An 18644-nucleotide genomic window follows, 5' to 3' on the forward strand; every position below is an offset into this window, starting at 1 on the left:
GCCGGGGGATACCATGCCGATCAACATTCTGATGCCGGCTCTCTCTCCGACCATGGAAGAGGGCAAGCTCGCCAAGTGGCTGAAGGCCGAGGGCGACACCATCAAGGCCGGCGACGTGATCGCCGAGATCGAGACTGACAAGGCAACCATGGAAGTGGAAGCCGTCGACGAGGGCGTGCTGGGCAAGATCCTGATCGCCGAAGGCTCCGAGAACGTGAAGGTGAACACCGCCATCGCCATTCTCCTGGCTGAAGGCGAAGATGCCTCCGCAGCAACCGCTGCACCCGCAGCGGCGCCCGCCGCTGCCCCGGCCCCGGCTGCCGTGCCTGCGCCGGTCGCTGCTGCAGCTCCGGTTCCGGCTGCTCCCGTTACCTCCGGGTCTGCCGACAGCGACGCACCGGCTGGCACCGAGATGGTCACCATGACCGTCCGCGAAGCCCTGCGCGACGCGATGGCCGAGGAAATGCGCGCCGATGACCGCGTCTTCGTCATGGGCGAGGAAGTGGCCGAATACCAGGGTGCCTACAAGATCACGCAGGGCCTGCTGGATGAATTCGGCGCCCGCCGCGTCATCGACACCCCGATCACCGAGCACGGCTTTGCCGGTCTCGGCGTCGGCGCTGCGATGGCTGGCCTGAAGCCGATCGTCGAGTTCATGACGTTCAACTTCGCCATGCAGGCGATCGACCACATCATCAACTCCGCTGCCAAGACGCTCTACATGTCCGGCGGCCAGATGGGTGCTCCGATTGTCTTCCGCGGTCCGAACGGCGCTGCCGCCCGCGTCGGCGCCCAGCACAGCCAGGACTATGCCTCCTGGTATGCCCATATCCCGGGCCTGAAGGTGATCCAGCCGTGGTCGGCCGCCGATGCGAAGGGCCTGCTGAAGGCTGCCATCCGCGATCCGAACCCGGTCGTCTTCCTGGAAAACGAGATCCTCTACGGTCAGTCCTTCGAAGTGCCGAAGGTCGACGATTTTGTCCTGCCGATCGGCAAGGCCAAGATCGAGCGTGCCGGCACGGACGTGACCATCGTTTCCTGGGGCATCGGCATGACCTATGTCATGAAGGCCGTGGACGAACTGGCAGCCCAGGGCATCTCGGCGGAAGTCGTGAACCTGCGCACCATCCGCCCGCTCGACATCGACACGGTTCTGGCCTCGGTCCGCAAGACCGGCCGCTGCATCACCGTCGAGGAAGCCTTCCCGGTCTGCTCCGTTTCCTCGGAAATCGGCTACCAGGTCCAGGAAAAGGCCTTCGACTACCTCGACGCCCCGATCCTGCGCGTCACGGGCAAGGACGTTCCGATGCCTTACGCCGCCAACCTTGAAAAGCTGGCGCTGCCGACGGTCAAGGAAGTCATCGATGCGGTGAAAGCCGTCACCTACAAGGCCTGAGGCGAGGGAGGCACAGATGCCGATCAACATCACCATGCCGGCCCTCTCTCCCACCATGGAAGAGGGCAATCTGGCCAAGTGGCTGGTCAAGGAAGGCGACAAGGTTTCCTCCGGCGACGTGATCGCCGAGATCGAGACCGACAAGGCGACCATGGAAGTGGAAGCCGTCGACGAAGGCACCATCGCCAAGATCCTGGTTCCGGCCGGATCCCAGGGCGTCAAGGTCAACACAGTGATCGCCGTGCTGGCCGCTGACGGCGAGGATGCGTCCAAGGCTTCGGCTGCACCCGTTGCAACTCCGGCTGCTGCTCCAGCACCTGCTGCCCCGGCTGTAGCACCGGTTGCCGCCGCCGCTCCGGCCGCTGCTGCTCCCGCCGCAGCGCCGGCGTCCAGTGGGGCACGGGTCTTCGCCTCGCCGCTCGCCCGGCGTCTTGCGGCCCAGAACGGGCTCGACCTCAAGGCCATCGCCGGCTCCGGCCCGCATGGCCGTGTCGTCCAGCGCGACATCGAAGCGGCCCTGAAGTCGGGCACCGGCAAGGCGGCTCCTGCCGCTGCCCCGGCTGCTGCGCCCGCACCGGCTGCTGCTGCCCCGGCACCGGCGCTGGCCACCGGTCCGTCGAAGGACCAGGTGCTCAAGCTCTTCGCCGAAGGCTCCTACGAGCTCGTGCCGCATGACGGCATGCGCAAGACCATTGCCAAGCGTCTCACCGAGTCCAAGCAGACGATCCCGCACTTCTACGTGTCGGTCGACTGCGAACTCGACGCGCTCCTGGCCCTGCGCACCCAGCTCAACGACGCAGCTCCGAAGTCCAAGGACGGCAAGCCGGCCTACAAGCTCTCGGTCAATGACATGGTCATCAAGGCCATGGCTCTGGCCCTGCGCGATGTGCCGGATGCGAACGTCTCCTGGACGGACGATGCCATGGTCAAGCACAAGCACGCCGATGTCGGCGTCGCCGTGTCGATCCCGGGCGGCCTGATCACCCCGATCATCCGCAGCGCCGAGCAGAAGGCCCTGTCCACCATCTCCAACGAGATGAAGGACCTGGGCCAGCGCGCCAAGGACCGCAAGCTGAAGCCGGAAGAGTACCAGGGCGGCACCACCGCCGTGTCCAACATGGGCATGATGGGCGTGAAGAGCTTCTCGGCCGTCGTCAACCCGCCGCATGCGACCATTCTGGCCGTCGGCGCGGGTGAACAGCGTCCTGTCGTCAAGAACGGCGCCCTGGCGGTTGCCACCGTCATGACTGTCACGCTTTCGACCGACCACCGCTGCGTCGACGGCGCACTCGGCGCAGAACTTCTCGGAGCCTTCCGGGGCTACATCGAGAACCCGATGAGCATGCTGGTCTGAGTGACCTCAGCGAGGCCCCGGCTGGTCCGGGGCCTTTCTTCCTTTTTGGCACACGCAAAATTCCTGCGAAACAGGCGAGGGAACTTCCATGGCCGACAGCTATGACGTCCTCATCATCGGTTCGGGCCCGGGCGGTTATGTCACCGCGATCCGTGCGGCCCAGCTCGGCTTCAAGACTGCCATTGTCGAGCGCGAGCATCTGGGCGGCATCTGCCTCAACTGGGGCTGCATTCCGACCAAGGCGCTGCTGCGCTCCGCTGAAATTCTCGATCACGCCAACCATGCCAAGTCCTACGGGCTGAAGCTGGAAGGCAAGATGACGGCTGACATCAAGGACGTGGTCGCCCGTTCGCGCGGCGTTTCGGCCCGCCTCAACGGCGGCGTCGGCTTCCTGATGAAGAAGAACAAGATCGACGTCATCTGGGGTGAAGCCAAGCTCACCAAGCCAGGTGAAATCGTCGTCGGCAAGTCGTCCAAACCCGCCGTCGAGCCGCAGCACCCCGCACCCAAGGGTGTGAAGGGTGAAGGCACCTACACGGCCAAGCACATCATCATCGCCACCGGCGCCCGCCCGCGCGCGCTGCCGGGCATCGAGCCGGATGGCAAGCTGATCTGGACCTATTTCGAGGCGATGAAGCCGGACTTCATGCCGAAGTCGCTGGTCGTCATGGGCTCTGGCGCCATCGGCATCGAGTTCGCGTCCTTCTACCGCTCGATGGGCGTGGACGTGACCGTGGTCGAGGTCATGCCGCAGGTGATGCCGGTGGAAGATGCCGAGATTTCGGCGATCGCCCGCAAGGCGCTGGAAAAGCGCGGCCTGAAGATCATGACCGAGGCCAAGGTTGCCAAGGTGGTGAAGGGGGCCAACTCCATCACCGCCCATGTGGAAACCAAGGACGGCAAGGTGACCGAGATCACCGCTGACCGCCTGATCTCGGCTGTCGGCGTGCAGGGCAACATCGAGAACCTCGGCCTTGAGGCCCTCGGCGTGAAGACCGATCGCGGCTGCGTCGTGATCGACGGCTATGGCCGCACCAATGTGCCTGGTCTCTACGCCATTGGCGATGTGGCCGGTCCTCCGATGCTCGCCCACAAGGCAGAGCATGAAGGCGTCATCTGCATCGAGAAGATCGCCGGCCTGCCGAATGTCCACCCCATGGACAAGGGCAAGATCCCGGGCTGCACCTATTGCAACCCGCAGGTTGCCTCTGTTGGTCTGACGGAAGCCAAGGCCAAGGAACTCGGCCGCGACATCCGCGTCGGCCGTTTCTCCTTCGGCGCCAACGGCAAGGCGATTGCGCTGGGTGAGGACAACGGCCTCATCAAGACGATCTTCGACAAGAAGACCGGCGAGCTGATCGGCGCGCACATGGTCGGCACGGAAGTGACCGAGCTGATCCAGGGCTTCGTCGTCGCCATGAACCTGGAGACGACCGAGGAAGACCTGATGCACACGATCTTCCCGCATCCGACGCTTTCCGAGATGATGAAGGAAAGTGTGCTTGACGCCTATGGCCGCGCCCTCAATGCTTGATCGGAAAGCCGTCGTCCCGGGCGGCGGCTTTCATTTTTGTTTCATTGAAGGTTGAGGTGTTGTCATGGACGTCAAGGCGATTGTCATCTGGTGCATCATCGGTCTGCTGGCAGGCTGGATTGCAAGTTTCATTGTCGGCGGCGGCGGTCTGTTCCGATACCTGCTGACCGGGTTGATCGGAGCTTTCGTTGGTGGCTTCCTGGTCAAGGCGACAGGGATTTCCATCAATATCGGCCATCCGCTGGTCAATGAAATCCTGGTGGCGGCAATTGGTGCGATTGTCGTCGTGCTGATCGCGCGGATGCTGGCCTGAGACACGAACTGAAGGAAGACGGCATGGGCTTTCTCTACTGGATCATCATCGGTTTGATCGCCGGTGCCGTCGCCCACCGGGTGCTCGACAGCCGGGGCGGGTTTCTTGGCTCGCTCATCGTGGGGCTCATCGGCGCACTTGTCGGTGGCAAGCTGTCCGAAATGCTGAAGCTCAACATTACGGGCGGGATACTCGACCAGTTGGTGGTGGCAACTGTCGGGGCAATCCTGTTCCTGTTTCTCTGGCGCAAGATCCGCGGGCGCTGAGCCGCGTTCTTGCCGGCAGGGGAGAGGGGCGTGGACGCCAAGGCCGTCAGATTGGAAGACTACCCGAGCGTCGCCCGTGACAAGCTGCGCTACGGCGACACCGATCGTCAGGGCCATGTGAACAACGCGGTCTTTGCGACGTTTCTGGAGACCGGCCGGGTCGAGGCGCTGTTCGGCGCGGCGTCTGGCACGGGTATCGATCTGGCAGATGCAGGGGCCGCCTTCGTCATCGCCCGTCTTGAGCTGGACTTTATGGCCGAGATCCGTTGGCCCGGCGAAGTTGCCATCGGCACGCGTGTCCTGAAGATCGGCACCAGCTCGATGACGCTCGAACAGGCCGTTTTCCAGAATGACGTTTGCGCCGCGCGCGCCGTTTCCGTCATCGTCCAGATGGACGAGACGACACGCAAGTCATGTCCCTTGTCTCCAACCGCCGTCGCGCGGCTGACGCAGCTCATCAGTTCAAACGACAACGCATAGGCCCGCGGCGAAGGCAGCTCTTGACCTTCGCGCAGAACCGCTACATCTGGTGCACATGGTCACGATCCTCGACACCCTGAACCGGCCGCAGCCGGACACTGACGCCCAGAAACCCCGCCATCCGGAAAAGGCGCATCGCCCGGACAATCCGGTCGCGCGCAAACCGGCGTGGATCCGCGTCAAGGCGCCGACGTCGCCCGTCTACCGGGAGACGCATCAGGTGGTGCGCGAGAACAAGCTCGTCACCGTCTGCGAGGAAGCGGGCTGCCCGAACATCGGCGAGTGCTGGTCGAAGAAGCATGCCAGCTTCATGATCCTCGGCGACACCTGCACCCGCGCCTGCGCCTTCTGCAACGTGCGCACCGGCATGCCCACCGCCGTCGACCCGCATGAGCCCGAGGGCATTGCCACGGCCGTCGCCACCATGGGCCTCGAGCATGTGGTCATCACCTCCGTGGACCGGGATGATCTGGACGATGGCGGCGCGAACCATTTCGCTGACGTCATTGCCGCGATCCGCGCCAAGGCGCCGAAGACCACCATCGAGGTTCTGACGCCCGACTTCCTGCGCAAGGAAGGCGCGCTGGAGATCGTCGTTCGCGCCAAGCCGGATGTGTTCAATCACAATCTGGAAACCGTGCCCTCGAAGTATCTGAAGGTGCGCCCCGGTGCGCGCTACTTCCACTCCATCCGCCTGCTGCAGCGGGTCAAGGAACTCGACCCGACCATGTTCACCAAGTCGGGCATCATGGTGGGTCTCGGCGAGGAGCGGAACGAAGTGCTGCAGCTCATGGACGACCTGCGCACCGCCGACGTCGACTTCCTCACCATCGGCCAGTATCTCCAGCCCTCGAAAAAGCACCACCCGGTGCTGTCCTTCGTCACGCCGGAGGAGTTCAAGGCCTATGAGAAGATTGCCTATGCGAAGGGCTTCCTCAAGGTTTCCGCAAGCCCGTTGACGCGGTCTTCACACCATGCGGGTGAAGATTTCGCGGACCTGCGTGCGGCGCGCGCGGCCAAGCTCGGTCACTGACGCGGGCCTTGCAAGCGGACTGGAGCTGGACAGGAAACGATGCCGTCCTTTGATACGACCCGGGATGTCGGCCACTCTGCGGACGACATGTTCAATCTCGTGGCTGATGTGGAAAAGTATCCGCAGTTCGTGCCGCTGTGCCAGAATCTGGTCGTGCGCGGACGCAAGGAGCTCGATGCGGCACGGGAAGTGCTGATCGCCGACATGACGGTGGCCTACAAGCTGTTCCGCGAGACCTTCACCAGCAAGGTCACCCTCGACCGGGAAAAGAACGAGATCCTCGTCGAGTATCTCGACGGGCCATTCCGGCATCTGGAAAACCGCTGGAGCTTTGCCGCCGTCGATGACCGGCGCTGCAAGGTGAAGTTCTTCATCACCTATGACTTCAAGAGCCGGACCCTTGCATCGCTGATGGGGGCCATGTTCGACATGGCCTTCCGCAAGTTTGCCGGCGCCTTCGAGGCGCGGGCGGATGACGTCTACGGCCCGGCGACACCGGCCTGACTCCGGCATGACTCCGGCATGACTCCGGCCTGAACGTCAGCGCGATTCAAAGGCGCGTCTGATTTCCTGGAAGCGAAACTTGCGCGGCGCGGGCTCGGAGGTGGCAGCCCGCTCTTCCTGGCGGTTCAGTTCGAGATCCTGCAGCCGGACCTGGTTTTGTGGATTGAGGCAGACCTGCGCCCAGCCACTGCCGCTGTTAGTCTCGATGGCAAGCGTATAGCCGCGCTCGGCTTCCTGTTCGGTCCAGGCAACCGTGCGTGGGCGGACCCAGTAGGTGGTGTCACAGTAGATCACGGCGGCAAAGCCGTCCTGGGCACGCCGCAACAGCTGATGGCTGCCCCGGAACCGGTTCATGTTGTCCCGGGATATGATGTGAAACTCTTCGGGATAGCGATAAGCCTCTGCAGCCGATGGCGGCGCAACCAGGCCCAAGGCGATCATCAGGACGACATACCACTTCACGACAGGATCCCATCGAGTTGCCCGGCCAACCGTCTGTCAGTCGGTACTGATCGATGCCAGTGTGAACAATAACTGTTTCTTAAGAATGAGTATCGGCGCTCAATATTTAATAAAATATGAGCGTCGCGGAAAGGCGTGGGTACAGGAGGGCGTGGGCCCGTCAATTCTGATGATAGCTGCTGCTCTTGTGCGAGGGGCCGCGCTTCGTGTTGAAGCGGTCGCTGATGGCCTTGAAGCGGCTCTCACTGGTCGGACGGGAGTAGTCGCCGCCATTGGCAACGACGAAGTCCTCCTCCGTGATGCCAATATCTGCCAGCTGGACTTCCTTGTGCGCCTCCTGGCACAGCGGACGCCAACCGCGGCCGGCGTTGAACTCCAGCGCGACACGGCGGCGATATTCGGAGACTTCCATCTGCGTCCAGGCAACGGTCGTCGGCCGGACCCAGAATACGCGGCCGCAATAGGTTGCCTCGACATAGCCCTCTCCGGGCTTGTCCAGAACCTTGTGGCTCCCGGAAAAGCTGCCGTCATTCTGACGGGCAATGAGGAAGTACTCTCCCTCGACCGGCAGTTCATCTGCCCATACGGTCTGACCGAATATGGCCAGCCAGAGCGACGCAATCATTGCGCGCATGGTACCCTCTGTATCCGGTGCGAAGCCTCACACAGCCTCGCACAAGGCTACGGTTTTACGGGCAACTGTTTGAAGATGCCTTCAGAACATCGGTAAAATTTGAAACAAGCCGAACGGCGACGCGGACCGCCTCGGCACGGATCGCCGCCCGGCCGGTGTCCGGGAACTGGTGCATCTCTGCAACCGTGTCCTGGCCTCGTGCGGCACAGGCGAAATGCACGGTTCCGACCGGCTTTGCCGCCGAGCCACCGCCCGGGCCGGCAATTCCGGTGATGGCAACCGCAATATCGGCCCTTGAGCGGGCGAGCGCGCCTTCTGCCATGGCGATGGCAACCGGCCGGCTGACCGCCCCATGCTCCGCGATCAGTGCTATCGGCACGCCGAGCATCTCGGCCTTGGCCTCGTTGGAATAGGTCACGAAACCTCGGTCCAGCACGGCCGAAGATCCCGGAACCTCGGTCACCAGCCCGGCAACGAGACCGCCGGTGCAGGATTCGGCCGTTGCCAGTTTCAAACCGGCCTCGGCCATGCACTTCACCAGGTCGGCGGTCTCCGCCAGCAGGGGATCAAGTTCTGTCATTCCAGGGCTCCTGCTTGCGGGGGATGGATCAGGCCTCGTCCTGCCCGGCGGGCAGACGCACGGTTGCGGTGGCGAGGGCGGCGATGCCCTCCTTGCGCCCGGTAAATCCCAGACGCTCCGAGGTGGTTGCCTTGACCGAGACCCGGCCAAGCGGCAGGGCGCAGATCTCGGCAATCCTTTCGCGCATCGCATCACGCACAGGCCCGATCTTGGGGGCCTCGCAGACGATGGTCACATCGAGGTGAGCGACCTTGCCGCCCCGCGCGGCCACGAGATCCATGGCGTGGATCAGGAACTGGTCCGAGGCCGCGCCCTTCCATTTCGGATTGGAGGGCGGGAAATGGGCTCCGATGTCGCGGTCTGCAATTGCACCCAGGATGGCATCGGTCAGCGCATGCAGCACCACATCGGCATCGGAGTGGCCGGCGAGCTTGCGCTCATGCGGCACGGCGATCCCGCCAAGGATGACCGCATCACCGGCTTCAAAGGCATGCACGTCATAGCCGGTGGCCACACGGATATCGGGGTAGTTGGACCAGTCGGTCATGCGGGGGCGTTCCTGTTCAGTGTTGCCGCGAACCGGTCCACATCCATGCGGGCCCGGTCCAGATCGGCTCTCGTGGTGATCTTGTAAGTCTCGGCGGCGCCTTCCACCAGCCTCACTTTCAGGCCGGCCCATTCGGCAAGCGATGTGTCATCGGTAAAGGCGGTTTCGCCTGCGGCAAGGGCCGCGCGGTGGGCGGAGACAATCTCTGCAAGGCCAAAGCCCTGCGGTGTCTGCGCTGCCCACAATCCGCTGCGGTCAACTGTGCCGGTGGCAAAGCCGTCCGGTCCGGCCCGTTTCAGCGTGTCGTGGACGGGGAGGGCGGCAAGCACGGCAAGGTCGCCTGCCCGCAGCGCGGCCACCAGCCGCGCCACCACCTCGGCCGGCAAGAATGGCCGCGCCGCATCGTGGATGAGCACGTGGCGAACATCATCACGACCGGCGGTCATCGCCTCCAGCCCCAGACGTACCGACGCCTGGCGGGTGTCGCCGCCAGTTGCAGCCGGTAGCAGGCGCGCGGCTGCTCCTGGAGACAACGCCCTGCGAGCCTCATCGTAGAGCGCATCGTCATCCACATGGATCACCACCTGGACACGGTGAATTTCCGGGCACGCACACAGCGCCTCCAGCGTCCAGGTCAGAACCGGTCGGCCTGCAAGCGGCAGGTACTGTTTCGGGGCGCTGTCGTCGGCAAGCTTAAGCCGTGTGCCGCGGCCTGCAGCAACGACGAGCGCATCGACGAGGGGAGGGCTTGTCATGGCGTTTTTGTCCAGGAAGAGAGGCAAAGCTGCGGGGTTGCAGTGAACTGCCTGCAGATAAAGGCTTTCACCCGGAGCGCTCAACCGGTTATTTGCCGCACTTCCGCTCTACCGGAAACATGACGCTTGCCGCAGCGCAAAAAATGACTACTCTGTAGGCAGAATGAAACTTGCACACGATATGAGCACGATCAGCGCCTTTTCCCCAACTGACCCCTTGGTCATCGGATCGCATCGCCTGGCGAATCGGGCGTTTCTTGCGCCGATGTCCGGCGTCTCCGACCTGCCGTTCCGCCGGCTCGCCGCCCGCTTTGGCGCTGGCGTCGTCGTCTCGGAAATGGTCGCCTGCGAGAGCCTTGTCGAAGGCGATGCCGAAACCCGGACGCGCGCCGAGGGCGATGGCCTTGACCTGCATGTCGTGCAGCTTGCCGGCCGCGAGGCCCACTGGATGGGCGAGGCGGCCCGCATCGCCGAGGACGCCGGGGCCGACATCATCGACATCAACATGGGCTGCCCGGCCAAGCGCGTGACCACCGGCTATTCCGGCTCGGCGTTGATGCGCGATCTCGACCATGCCCTGACGCTGATCGAGGCAACCGTGCAGGCGGTCAAGGTGCCGGTGACGCTGAAGATGCGGCTGGGCTGGGACCGGGACTGCCTGAACGCACCCGATCTTGCCCGCCGGGCCGAGAATGCCGGCGTCCAGCTCGTCACGGTGCACGGCCGCACGCGCAACCAGTTTTACAAGGGCGAGGCGGACTGGAAGGCGATCCGCGCCGTCGTCGAGGCCGTCACCATTCCTGTGATCGCGAACGGCGACTGCGTGTCCATCGCTGCCGCGGAGGACATGCTGGCGCAATCAGGGGCTGCCGGCGTGATGGTCGGGCGCGGCTCCTATGGCCGGCCCTGGCTGCCCGGTCAGATCGGTGCCCATCTCAACGGCACGCCTGTGCCATCGGCTCCCGAGGGGGCCGCGCTCGCGGACCTCGCGCTCGAGCATTATGACGCGCTGCTCTCGCTCTACGGACTGGAGCTCGGCCGGCGCATCGCCCGCAAGCATCTGGGCTGGTATCTCGACCAGACCGACAACGTGCCCGGCGCCCTGCGCGCCGAGATGATGACCAGCGACAGTCCGGCCCTGGTGCGGGATCTGGCGCGGTCCTGGTTTTCCTCGCAGCCCTCAAGGAGCGCCGCATGACGACGCCTGCGCCCAGATCCCAGGACGGCCGGACGGCCGCCCTGACCACGGATGGCCCGACCATTCTCGATGCCCTGCCGCATCCGGTGCTGCTGGTGGCCCCGGACGGGGTGATCGAGGCGGCCAACATGGCGGCCGAGATTTTCCTGCGCTCCTCCGTCTCGGTGCTGCGCCGGCATCCGATCGACTATTTCGTGCCCTTCGGCAGCCCGCTGCTCACATTGATCGAGCAGGTGCGCGAGCGCGGCGCGCCCGTGAACGAATACAAGGTGGACATCGGCTCGCCGCGCATCGGCTCCGACCGGGTCGTCGACATCCATGCCGCGCCCGTGTCTGACCGGCCGGGTGCGGTGGTGCTGATGTTCCAGGAACGCACCATGGCGGAGAAGATCGACCGCCAGCTTACCTCGCGCGGCGCGGCGCGCACCGTCACGGGCCTTGCCGCCATGCTGGCGCATGAGATCAAGAACCCGCTCTCCGGCATTCGAGGCGCAGCGCAGCTCCTGGAGCAGTCCGCCAGCGAGGACGACCGCGCGCTGACCCGTCTGATCATGGACGAGACCGACCGGATCGTAAAACTTGTCGACCGGATGGAGATCTTCTCGGACGAACGGCCGATCGAGCGCGAGCCGGTCAACATCCATGTGGTGCTCGACCACGTGAAGCGGCTCGCCGACAGCGGCTTTGCCCGCGGCAAGCGCATCGTCGAGGATTACGATCCCTCGCTGCCCTTCGTCTATGCCAACCGCGACCAGCTGGTGCAGGTGTTCCTGAACCTCGTCAAGAACGCCAGCGAAGCCATCGGCAATGATCCGGACGGCGAGATCCGCATCACCACTGCCTTCCGGCCAGGTGTGCGCCTGTCGGTGCCCGGCACCAGCGACAAGGTCAGCCTGCCGCTAGAGTTCTGCGTCAAGGACAACGGCCCCGGCGTGCCGGACGACCTGATGCCGCATATTTTCGAGCCCTTCATCACCACCAAGACCAACGGCTCGGGCCTCGGTCTGGCGCTGGTGGCCAAGATGATCAGCGATCATGGCGGGGTGATCGAATGCGAAAGCGTGCCGCGCCGCACGGTGTTCCGCATCCTCATGCCTGCCTTCATTGAACCCGAAACCCCCTTCATCGACAGGACCGCCTGACCATGCCGACCGGGACCATTCTTGTTGCTGACGACGATGCAGCAATCCGCACGGTGCTGAACCAGGCCCTGTCCCGGGCCGGCTACACGGTGCGCCTCACCTCCAACGCTGCCACCCTGTGGCGCTGGGTCAGTTCCGGCGACGGCGATCTCGTCGTCACCGACGTGGTCATGCCGGACGAGAACATCTTCGACGTTCTGCCGCGCATCAAGAAGCTCCGACCTGACCTGCCGGTCATCGTCATGAGCGCGCAGAACACTTTCATGACCGCCATCCGGGCGTCGGAGAAGGGGGCTTATGAATATCTTCCCAAGCCCTTCGACCTGAAGGAACTCACCAGCATCATCGCCCGCGCGCTGGAGGAGCCCAAGCAGCGCCGCCCTGTCGAGACCGAGGACATGGGCGAGAACATCCCGCTGGTCGGCCGCTCGCCGGCCATGCAGGAGATCTACCGGGTGCTGGCCCGCCTGATGCAGACGGACCTGACCGTCATGATCAACGGCGAGAGCGGCACTGGCAAGGAGCTGGTCGCCCGCGCGCTGCATGACTATGGCAAGCGCCGCAACGGGCCGTTCGTCGCCATCAACATGGCCGCGATCCCGCGCGACCTGATCGAGGCCGAGCTGTTCGGCCACGAGAAGGGCGCCTTCACCGGCGCGCAGGCCCGCTCCTCGGGGCGGTTCGAGCAGGCGGACGGCGGCACGCTGTTCCTCGACGAAATCGGCGACATGCCGATGGAGGCGCAGACCCGGCTCTTGCGCGTGCTGCAGCAGGGCGAATACACCACCGTCGGCGGTCGCACCCCGATCAAGACCGACGTGCGCATCATCGCTGCCACCCATAAGGACCTGCGCCAGGCGATCAACCAGGGCCTGTTCCGCGAAGACCTGTTCTTCCGTCTGAACGTGGTGCCGATCCGCCTTCCGCCACTGCGCGAGCGCGTCGAGGACATTCCGGATCTGGTGCGCCACTTCTTCGCGCTGGCCGAGAAGGAAGGCCTGCCGGCCAAGCAGATCGACGCCGCCGCGATGAACCTGTTGCGCCGCTACCGCTGGCCGGGCAACGTGCGCGAGCTGGAAAACCTCGTTCGCCGGCTGGCAGCGCTCTACCCGCAGGACGTGATCGGCGAAGGGCTGCTCGAGCAGGAACTGTCGACGCCAGTCGTGTCGCAGGCCTCCGAGGAACAGTCCGGCGAGATCAACCTCAGCCAGGCGGTCGAGCGTTACCTCAACGGCTATTTCGCCAATTACGGCGATGCACTGCCGCCTCCGGGGCTCTATCACCGCATCCTGCGCGAGATCGAGTATCCCTTGATCGGCGCCGCTCTGGCGGCCACGCGCGGCAACCAGATCAAGGCGGCAGAACTCCTCGGCGTCAACCGCAACACGCTGCGCAAAAAAATCCGCGACCTCGACGTCCAGGTGCTTCGCTCAAGCCGCTGATCCCGGCAACGCTTCCTGCCGCTGCGATGGTTCACCGCGCAGCGGCGATGGAGCGGCGGAAGCGGGCGGCGGCGAGGGTGAACAGCGTCAGGCCGACGATGGTGATCATCACCAGCTTCGGCCAGATGATGGCAGCGCCCGCACCCCGGTAGAGCACCGCCTGTGCCATCGCCACGAACTGGGTCGAGGGCACCAGGCTCATGACCATCTGCAAGGCCTCCGGCTGGCTTTCGAGCGGGGTCTCGCCACCGGACAGGAGGTTCATCGGCAGCACGATGAGGATGAACAGGAGGCCGAACTGCGGCATGGTTCGGGCCAGCGTGCCAAGCAGGATGCCGAGGGCCGAAGCGAAGAACAGGTAGAGCACGGTTCCGGCAAGAAACAACGGGATCGAGCCCGCCACCGGCACCTTCAACAGCCCCTCGACGACAATCCAGAGTGAAAAGGCGACGACGGCGACGATCACCAGCCCGTTGGCCCAGACCTTGGCCATCATGATCTCGAAGGGCGTTAGCGGCATCGCCAGGAGGTGTTCCAGCGTGCCATGCTCGCGCTCGCGGATGACTGCCGCGCCGGTGAGCACCACGGTCAGCATGGTAACGTTGTTGATGATCTCCATCACCGAGGAAAACCAGGCGCCGGTCAGGTTGGGGTTGAAGGCATAGCGCAGCACCAGGTCGAGCGGCATGTCCTGCGCCAGGCCGAGGCTGCCCGCAAAGCGGTTCAACTCCTGCCCCAGCGCATTGGCAATGAAATTGGCCCCGATCCCGGCCTGCATCATGGCGGTGGCATCGATGTCGAGCTGGATTGCCGGCGTCTTTCCGGCCCGCACATCCGCCTCGAAGCGCGACGGGATCACCAGCACGAAAGAGTAGGTCTCGCTGTCGAGCGCTGCGTCGATGTCGCCATAGGAGATCCGCTCCGGCGGCAGGAACTCTGGCGGTCGCAGCGCCTCCACGAGCCGCAGGGACAGCTGTGAGCGGTCCTCGTCCACCACTGCGATGGAGACGTTGTTGAGATCGCTCTTCATGCCCTCGGCGGCCATATAGACGCCGCCAGTAAAGGCCCAGAGGATCAGGATCAGCAGCACCGGATCGCGCCACAGCGACAGGATTTCCTTGAGGCCCAGCCGGTAGATGGTGGCAAGACGGCGCATGGCTCAGCGCTCCTGTTTCGGCAGCAGGAGGACGCAGGCAATAAGCAGCAAGGGGGCTGCCGGCAGCAGCGCCAGGAAGCTCGCTGACAGCTCCGCAAAGCCCAGTCCCTTGGTGAAGGTGCCGACCGCGATGGTCATGAAATGCGCTGTCGGATAGATCGCGCCGATGAAAGCCCCGGCTCCGTCAAGCGACGACACCGGCTGCATCATTCCGGAGAATTGCACCGCCGGCAGAACCGTACCGATGGCCGTGCCAAAGATTGCGGCGACCTGTGTCGAGGTAAAGGTCGAGAACAGGAGGCCGATGGACGTCGTGGCGAGGATGTAGAGCACCGCGCCGAGCGTGAGCGCTGCGAGGCTGCCCTTGATCGGCACGCCGAACACGAACACGGCGATCAGCGTCATCAGCACGAAATTGATCAGCGCCACAAGAACATAGGGTGCCTGTTTGCCGATCAGGAACTCAAGGCTCGTCACCGGCGTGACATAGAGATTGGTGATCGAGCCCAGCTCTTTCTCGCGCACCACGCTGACGGCAGTCAGGATCGCCGGTATGAAGACCAGGAGCAGCGCCATGACGGAGGGTGCCATGGCGTTGATGCTCTTGAAATCCTGATTGTAGAGGAACCGGGGTTCGATGGTCGCAACCCCGAGCGGCGGGGCTTCGCCTTGCTGTTGCCGGTACTGGTCGACCAGATAGGCCCGGTTCAGCCCCTCGACATAGCCGGCAATCGTCTCGGCCCGGAACGGCATGGCCCCGTCGATGGTCGCCGCGACCTGCGGTGTTTCGCCCCTGAGCAGGGCCTTACCGAAGCCGGGCGGGATCTCGATGGCGAGCGAGATGCCGCCGGATCTGAGGCGCGGCAGGATCTCCGCCTCGGACCGGATCGGCGCCTGTTCGGCAAAATAGCGTGAGCCGGAAAAGCTCTCGGCATATTGCCGGCTCTCGCGCGTCTGGTCCTGATCCAGAACGGCATAGGTCAGCTCGTTGACATCGGTGGTGATGCCATAGCCGAACACCAGCATCAGCAGCATAGTTCCCATGAGGGCGACCGCCAGCCGGACGGGATCGCGGCGCAGTTCCTTGGCCTCGCGCAGCGAATAGGCCATCAGGCGGCGGCGCGACAGAAACGAAAACGGCGCCCGGCGTTTGCGGGCAGGGGCGGTGGCCGTTGCGGGCGTTGACGCCGTAGTTGTGGCAGGCGGAACCGCACCGGCCCTCGCTGCCTCGGCTGCCGGTTCCTCCGGGCTTGCCGCCTCAAGGCAGGCGATGAAGGCATCCTCCAGATTGGCGGCACCATGGTCTCGGATCAGGTTCTGCGGCGTGTCACAGGCGAGGACCCTGCCGGCATGCATCAGCGAAATGCGGTCGCAGCGTTCGCCTTCATTCATGAAATGCGTCGACAGGAAGATCGTCACCTGGTCCTGCCGGGCCAGGGTGATGAGCAGCTGCCAGAATTCATCGCGCGCCACCGGATCGACGCCCGACGTCGGCTCGTCAAGGATCAGCACATCCGGACGGTGCACGATGGCCACCGCCAGCGACAGGCGCTGGCGCACGCCAAGCGGCAGCGCATCGGGCAGCGTGTCCGCATGTTCAGCGAGGCGAAAACGGTCGAGCAACTCACTGACACGGGTCATCACGTCGGCGGCCGGCATGTGGAAGAGCTGCGCGTGCAGCGTCAGGTTCTGGCGCACGGTCAGTTCGCCATAGAGCGAGAAGGCCTGCGACATGTAGCCGACCCGTTTTCGGCTCTCCAGGTTGGCCGCGTTGACCTTTTCGCCGAACAGGAAAGCCTCGCCCTCCGTCGGCGGCAGAAGGCCCGTCAGCATCTTCATCGTTGTTGACTTGCCGCAGCCATTCGACCCCAGGAACCCGAAAATCTCGCCCTTGCGGATCTCGAAGCTGACGTGATCGACGGCTGTGAAGGTCCCGAAACGCTGCACCAGATCCCGGGCAACGATGGCCGGCTTGTCGGCAGTGCCGGTAAAGGGCGGCACGATCAGTGCCTCATGCGGCCGGCCGGCGCGCTCCGGCAGGAGGTTGACGAAGGCTTCCTCGAGCGTTGCCCCCTGGCCTTGCGCCTTCAGCTCCGCTGCCGTGCCCTCAGCCAGGATCCGTCCGGCATGCATGGCCACCAGATGCTCGAACCCTTCGGCCTCGTCCATATAGGCGGTGGCGACGATCACGGTCATGCCCGGCCGATCCGCGCGGATGGTCTCGATCAGCGTCCAGAACTGGCGGCGTGACAGCGGATCGACGCCGGTGGTCGGCTCGTCCATGATCAGGAGATCGGGGTCATGGATCAGGGCGCAGCACAGCCCGAGCTTCTGCTTCATGCCCCCGGAGAGTTTTCCTGCCGGTCGGTCCAGAAAGGATAACAATCCAGTCGCCCGGGTCAGATCGGCAATCCGGCGTTGCCGCTCGGCCCGGTCCTGTCCGAACAGGCGCCCGAAAAACTCCAGGTTTTCGGCCGCCGTCAGGTCCATGTAGAGGTTCTTGCCGAGGCCTTGCGGCATGTAGGCAATACGCGGCAGCACCTTGCGGCGCGCGCGCGATTGCGACAGGTCGGCGCCAAGTGCCTGGACCTTGCCACCCTGGCATTTGCGCGCACCTGACAGCAATGCCAGCAAGGTCGACTTGCCGACGCCATCGGGTCCGATCAGTCCGATGGTCTGACCGGCTGGCACATCAAGCGATACGGCGTCGAGGGCCAGAACCTTGCCATAACGATGGGTGACATCGATCAGCTGGGCGACAAGAACCGGGGCAGGGGTGTCCGTGAACGGGGTCATGGTTGCCTCACGGCTATTGCGGCAAGCGAACTTCGAGCGTCGACGGCCACGGTACGGGCGGCGCCATCATGACATAGGCCTCACCGGGCAGGCCGGTGCGGACCTTGTCGATATGCTGGGCGAGCAGGGCCGGATCGATCTTCAGCTTGACGCGGAACATCAGCTTGTCCCGTTCGGACCGCGTCTCCACCTCGCGCGGGGTGAACTGCGCATCGGCGGCAACGAAGGACACAGAGGCCGGGATGACGAATTCAGGGGCCGCATCCAGCACGATCCGCGCCTCGGCTCCGATCAGCACACGCCCGACGCTGCCGGTCGGTAGGAAGACGGTCATGTAGACATCGCCAAGGTTGAGCAGCGTCAACACCCGTCCACCGGCCGCGACCACTTCCCCCGGTTCTGCCAGCCGGTACTGAACGCGTCCGGCAATCGGGGCGGTCAGCGTGCTGTCGTTGATCAGGGTCGTAATCCGGCCAACTTCCGCTGCCGCCGCAAGTACGGTGTTTTCGGCATTGGCAAGCTGGGCCTTGACGGCCGTAAGGGCAGCAGTAGCTGTTTCGCGGGCGGTCTGGCGCTGGTCCACTTCCTGCTGCGAAATATGGCCATTGCCGAGCAGCGTGCGGGCGCGTTCCAGCGCCTGGTCTGCGTATTTCAGTTCGCTTTCGCGCTGGATGATCTGGGCCAGAACCGTGTTCACGGCCTCACGTGATGCCGCCTCCTGTGCCATTGCCCCGCGCCGCATGGCGTCCAGTTCCGACGTATCGACCCGGGCGAGGACCTGACCGGCCGCAACCAGATCGCCTTCGGCAACCATCACCTCCATCACGCGACCACCGGTGCGGGTCGCGATCTGGACGGTTTCCGCCTCGATTCGTCCATTCGCCGTGGCAATGCTCTCCGGCAAGGTCGAACGGCCCTGCCACCACCACCACCCGCCAGCTGCTCCGGCGATGAGAACCAGTGCCACCAGAGCTAAAATCCGTCCGCGTGCGGTCATCTTGTCTGCCCCTCAACCTCAGGATCTCCTTGGAGAGTTATGCGGCGGGTGCTAA

Annotated in this window: 19 protein-coding genes; 11 read left to right on the top strand and 8 right to left on the bottom strand. The window is 64.4% G+C overall.

Translation table 11 applies throughout. The features are described from left to right. Positions 1-13: 13 nt before the first annotated feature. The 8 genes from C8348_RS14850 to C8348_RS14885 all read left to right on the top strand — a co-directional run bounded on the left by C8348_RS14850 (position 14) and on the right by C8348_RS14885 (position 6880). Complete coding sequence (locus C8348_RS14850) at positions 14-1396, top strand: pyruvate dehydrogenase complex E1 component subunit beta (protein ID WP_106754136.1); 1383 nt, start codon at positions 14-16, stop codon at positions 1394-1396. A 16-nt stretch (positions 1397-1412) separates the two neighbouring features. Beyond that, entirely contained in the window at positions 1413-2750 is a 1338-nt protein-coding gene (locus C8348_RS14855; RefSeq protein WP_106754137.1) for a pyruvate dehydrogenase complex dihydrolipoamide acetyltransferase, read from the top strand. Positions 2751-2838: 88 nt separating this feature from the next. Next, positions 2839-4284, top strand: coding sequence for a dihydrolipoyl dehydrogenase (gene lpdA / locus C8348_RS14860; RefSeq protein WP_106754138.1), 1446 nt, complete (start codon positions 2839-2841; stop codon positions 4282-4284). A gap of 64 nt (positions 4285-4348) precedes the next feature. Continuing rightward, a complete protein-coding gene (locus C8348_RS14865) occupies positions 4349-4597 on the top strand; it encodes a GlsB/YeaQ/YmgE family stress response membrane protein (protein ID WP_106754139.1) in 249 nt (82 codons plus the stop codon). 23 nt (positions 4598-4620) lie between these two features. Further along, positions 4621-4863: a GlsB/YeaQ/YmgE family stress response membrane protein gene (locus C8348_RS14870; RefSeq protein WP_106754140.1), complete on the top strand. Its 243-nt coding sequence runs from the start codon at positions 4621-4623 to the stop codon at positions 4861-4863. 30 nt (positions 4864-4893) lie between these two features. Continuing rightward, entirely contained in the window at positions 4894-5343 is a 450-nt protein-coding gene (locus C8348_RS14875) for an acyl-CoA thioesterase (protein ID WP_198647067.1), read from the top strand. Between the two features lie 55 nt (positions 5344-5398). Continuing rightward, positions 5399-6376, top strand: a complete 978-nt coding sequence (gene lipA / locus C8348_RS14880; protein ID WP_106754141.1) for a lipoyl synthase — start codon at positions 5399-5401, stop codon at positions 6374-6376. Positions 6377-6415: 39 nt separating this feature from the next. Then, positions 6416-6880, top strand: a complete 465-nt coding sequence (locus C8348_RS14885) for a type II toxin-antitoxin system RatA family toxin (protein ID WP_106754142.1) — start codon at positions 6416-6418, stop codon at positions 6878-6880. Positions 6881-6916: 36 nt separating this feature from the next. Here C8348_RS14885 and C8348_RS14890 read toward each other — a convergent pair whose 3' ends face one another. From C8348_RS14890 to ispD, 5 genes are all read right to left on the bottom strand, one after another. Beyond that, the gene (locus C8348_RS14890) at positions 6917-7342 is read right to left on the bottom strand and encodes a hypothetical protein (RefSeq protein WP_106754143.1); all 426 of its coding nucleotides are present in this window, start codon (positions 7340-7342) and stop codon (positions 6917-6919) included. Between the two features lie 160 nt (positions 7343-7502). After that, complete coding sequence (locus C8348_RS14895; RefSeq protein WP_106754144.1) at positions 7503-7976, bottom strand: hypothetical protein; 474 nt, start codon at positions 7974-7976, stop codon at positions 7503-7505. A 55-nt stretch (positions 7977-8031) separates the two neighbouring features. Then, positions 8032-8556 (bottom strand): CinA family protein, encoded by a 525-nt coding sequence (locus C8348_RS14900; protein ID WP_106754145.1) that lies wholly within the window; start codon positions 8554-8556, stop codon positions 8032-8034. 28 nt (positions 8557-8584) lie between these two features. After that, entirely contained in the window at positions 8585-9103 is a 519-nt protein-coding gene (gene ispF, locus C8348_RS22570; RefSeq protein ID WP_198647068.1) for a 2-C-methyl-D-erythritol 2,4-cyclodiphosphate synthase, read from the bottom strand. Next, positions 9100-9858: a 2-C-methyl-D-erythritol 4-phosphate cytidylyltransferase gene (ispD, locus tag C8348_RS22575; protein WP_198647069.1), complete on the bottom strand. Its 759-nt coding sequence runs from the start codon at positions 9856-9858 to the stop codon at positions 9100-9102. The genes ispF and ispD overlap by 4 nt, the downstream gene beginning before the upstream one ends. Positions 9859-10039: 181 nt before the next feature. Between ispD and dusB the strand changes: the two genes are divergently transcribed. From dusB to ntrC, 3 genes are read left to right on the top strand one after another with little or no spacing between them, the layout of a single operon-like run. Then, the gene (dusB, locus tag C8348_RS14910; RefSeq protein ID WP_106754146.1) at positions 10040-11056 is read left to right on the top strand and encodes a tRNA dihydrouridine synthase DusB; all 1017 of its coding nucleotides are present in this window, start codon (positions 10040-10042) and stop codon (positions 11054-11056) included. Beyond that, positions 11053-12198 carry a two-component system sensor histidine kinase NtrB gene (locus C8348_RS14915; protein WP_198647070.1) on the top strand — a complete coding sequence of 382 codons (1146 nt, stop codon included), beginning with the start codon at positions 11053-11055 and terminating at the stop codon, positions 12196-12198. The genes dusB and C8348_RS14915 overlap by 4 nt, the downstream gene beginning before the upstream one ends. A gap of 2 nt (positions 12199-12200) precedes the next feature. Further along, on the top strand, positions 12201-13640 hold the full coding sequence (gene ntrC, locus C8348_RS14920; protein ID WP_106754147.1) for a nitrogen regulation protein NR(I): 1440 nt from the start codon (positions 12201-12203) through the stop codon (positions 13638-13640). Positions 13641-13671: 31 nt separating this feature from the next. On the opposite strand, the gene C8348_RS14925 is transcribed toward ntrC, so the two are convergent. From C8348_RS14925 to C8348_RS14935, 3 genes are read right to left on the bottom strand one after another with little or no spacing between them, the layout of a single operon-like run. Further along, positions 13672-14796 (bottom strand): ABC transporter permease, encoded by a 1125-nt coding sequence (locus C8348_RS14925; RefSeq protein ID WP_106754148.1) that lies wholly within the window; start codon positions 14794-14796, stop codon positions 13672-13674. A 3-nt stretch (positions 14797-14799) separates the two neighbouring features. Continuing rightward, entirely contained in the window at positions 14800-17592 is a 2793-nt protein-coding gene (gene rbbA, locus C8348_RS14930; RefSeq protein WP_106754149.1) for a ribosome-associated ATPase/putative transporter RbbA, read from the bottom strand. 13 nt (positions 17593-17605) lie between these two features. After that, complete coding sequence (locus C8348_RS14935; RefSeq protein WP_106754150.1) at positions 17606-18589, bottom strand: HlyD family secretion protein; 984 nt, start codon at positions 18587-18589, stop codon at positions 17606-17608. Positions 18590-18644: the final 55 nt, after the last annotated feature.

Origin of the sequence: Pannonibacter carbonis (assembly GCF_003012935.1) — a bacterium.
Lineage (GTDB): Bacteria > Pseudomonadota > Alphaproteobacteria > Rhizobiales > Stappiaceae > Pannonibacter > Pannonibacter carbonis.

Bases quoted from the DNA above. Each gene is read 5' to 3' on its own strand.
- C8348_RS14850 (WP_106754136.1), top strand. From the start codon at position 14: ATGCCGATCAACATTCTGATGCCGGCTCTCTCTCCGACCATGGAAGAG.
- C8348_RS14855 (WP_106754137.1), top strand. From the start codon at position 1,413: ATGCCGATCAACATCACCATGCCGGCCCTCTCTCCCACCATGGAAGAG.
- lpdA (WP_106754138.1), top strand. From the start codon at position 2,839: ATGGCCGACAGCTATGACGTCCTCATCATCGGTTCGGGCCCGGGCGGT.
- C8348_RS14865 (WP_106754139.1), top strand. From the start codon at position 4,349: ATGGACGTCAAGGCGATTGTCATCTGGTGCATCATCGGTCTGCTGGCA.
- C8348_RS14870 (WP_106754140.1), top strand. From the start codon at position 4,621: ATGGGCTTTCTCTACTGGATCATCATCGGTTTGATCGCCGGTGCCGTC.
- lipA (WP_106754141.1), top strand. From the start codon at position 5,399: ATGGTCACGATCCTCGACACCCTGAACCGGCCGCAGCCGGACACTGAC.
- C8348_RS14885 (WP_106754142.1), top strand. From the start codon at position 6,416: ATGCCGTCCTTTGATACGACCCGGGATGTCGGCCACTCTGCGGACGAC.
- C8348_RS14895 (WP_106754144.1), bottom strand. From the start codon at position 7,976: ATGCGCGCAATGATTGCGTCGCTCTGGCTGGCCATATTCGGTCAGACC.
- C8348_RS14900 (WP_106754145.1), bottom strand. From the start codon at position 8,556: ATGACAGAACTTGATCCCCTGCTGGCGGAGACCGCCGACCTGGTGAAG.
- ispF (WP_198647068.1), bottom strand. From the start codon at position 9,103: ATGACCGACTGGTCCAACTACCCCGATATCCGTGTGGCCACCGGCTAT.
- ispD (WP_198647069.1), bottom strand. From the start codon at position 9,858: ATGACAAGCCCTCCCCTCGTCGATGCGCTCGTCGTTGCTGCAGGCCGC.
- dusB (WP_106754146.1), top strand. From the start codon at position 10,040: ATGAGCACGATCAGCGCCTTTTCCCCAACTGACCCCTTGGTCATCGGA.
- C8348_RS14915 (WP_198647070.1), top strand. From the start codon at position 11,053: ATGACGACGCCTGCGCCCAGATCCCAGGACGGCCGGACGGCCGCCCTG.
- ntrC (WP_106754147.1), top strand. From the start codon at position 12,201: ATGCCGACCGGGACCATTCTTGTTGCTGACGACGATGCAGCAATCCGC.
- C8348_RS14925 (WP_106754148.1), bottom strand. From the start codon at position 14,796: ATGCGCCGTCTTGCCACCATCTACCGGCTGGGCCTCAAGGAAATCCTG.
- rbbA (WP_106754149.1), bottom strand. From the start codon at position 17,592: ATGACCCCGTTCACGGACACCCCTGCCCCGGTTCTTGTCGCCCAGCTG.
- C8348_RS14935 (WP_106754150.1), bottom strand. From the start codon at position 18,589: ATGACCGCACGCGGACGGATTTTAGCTCTGGTGGCACTGGTTCTCATC.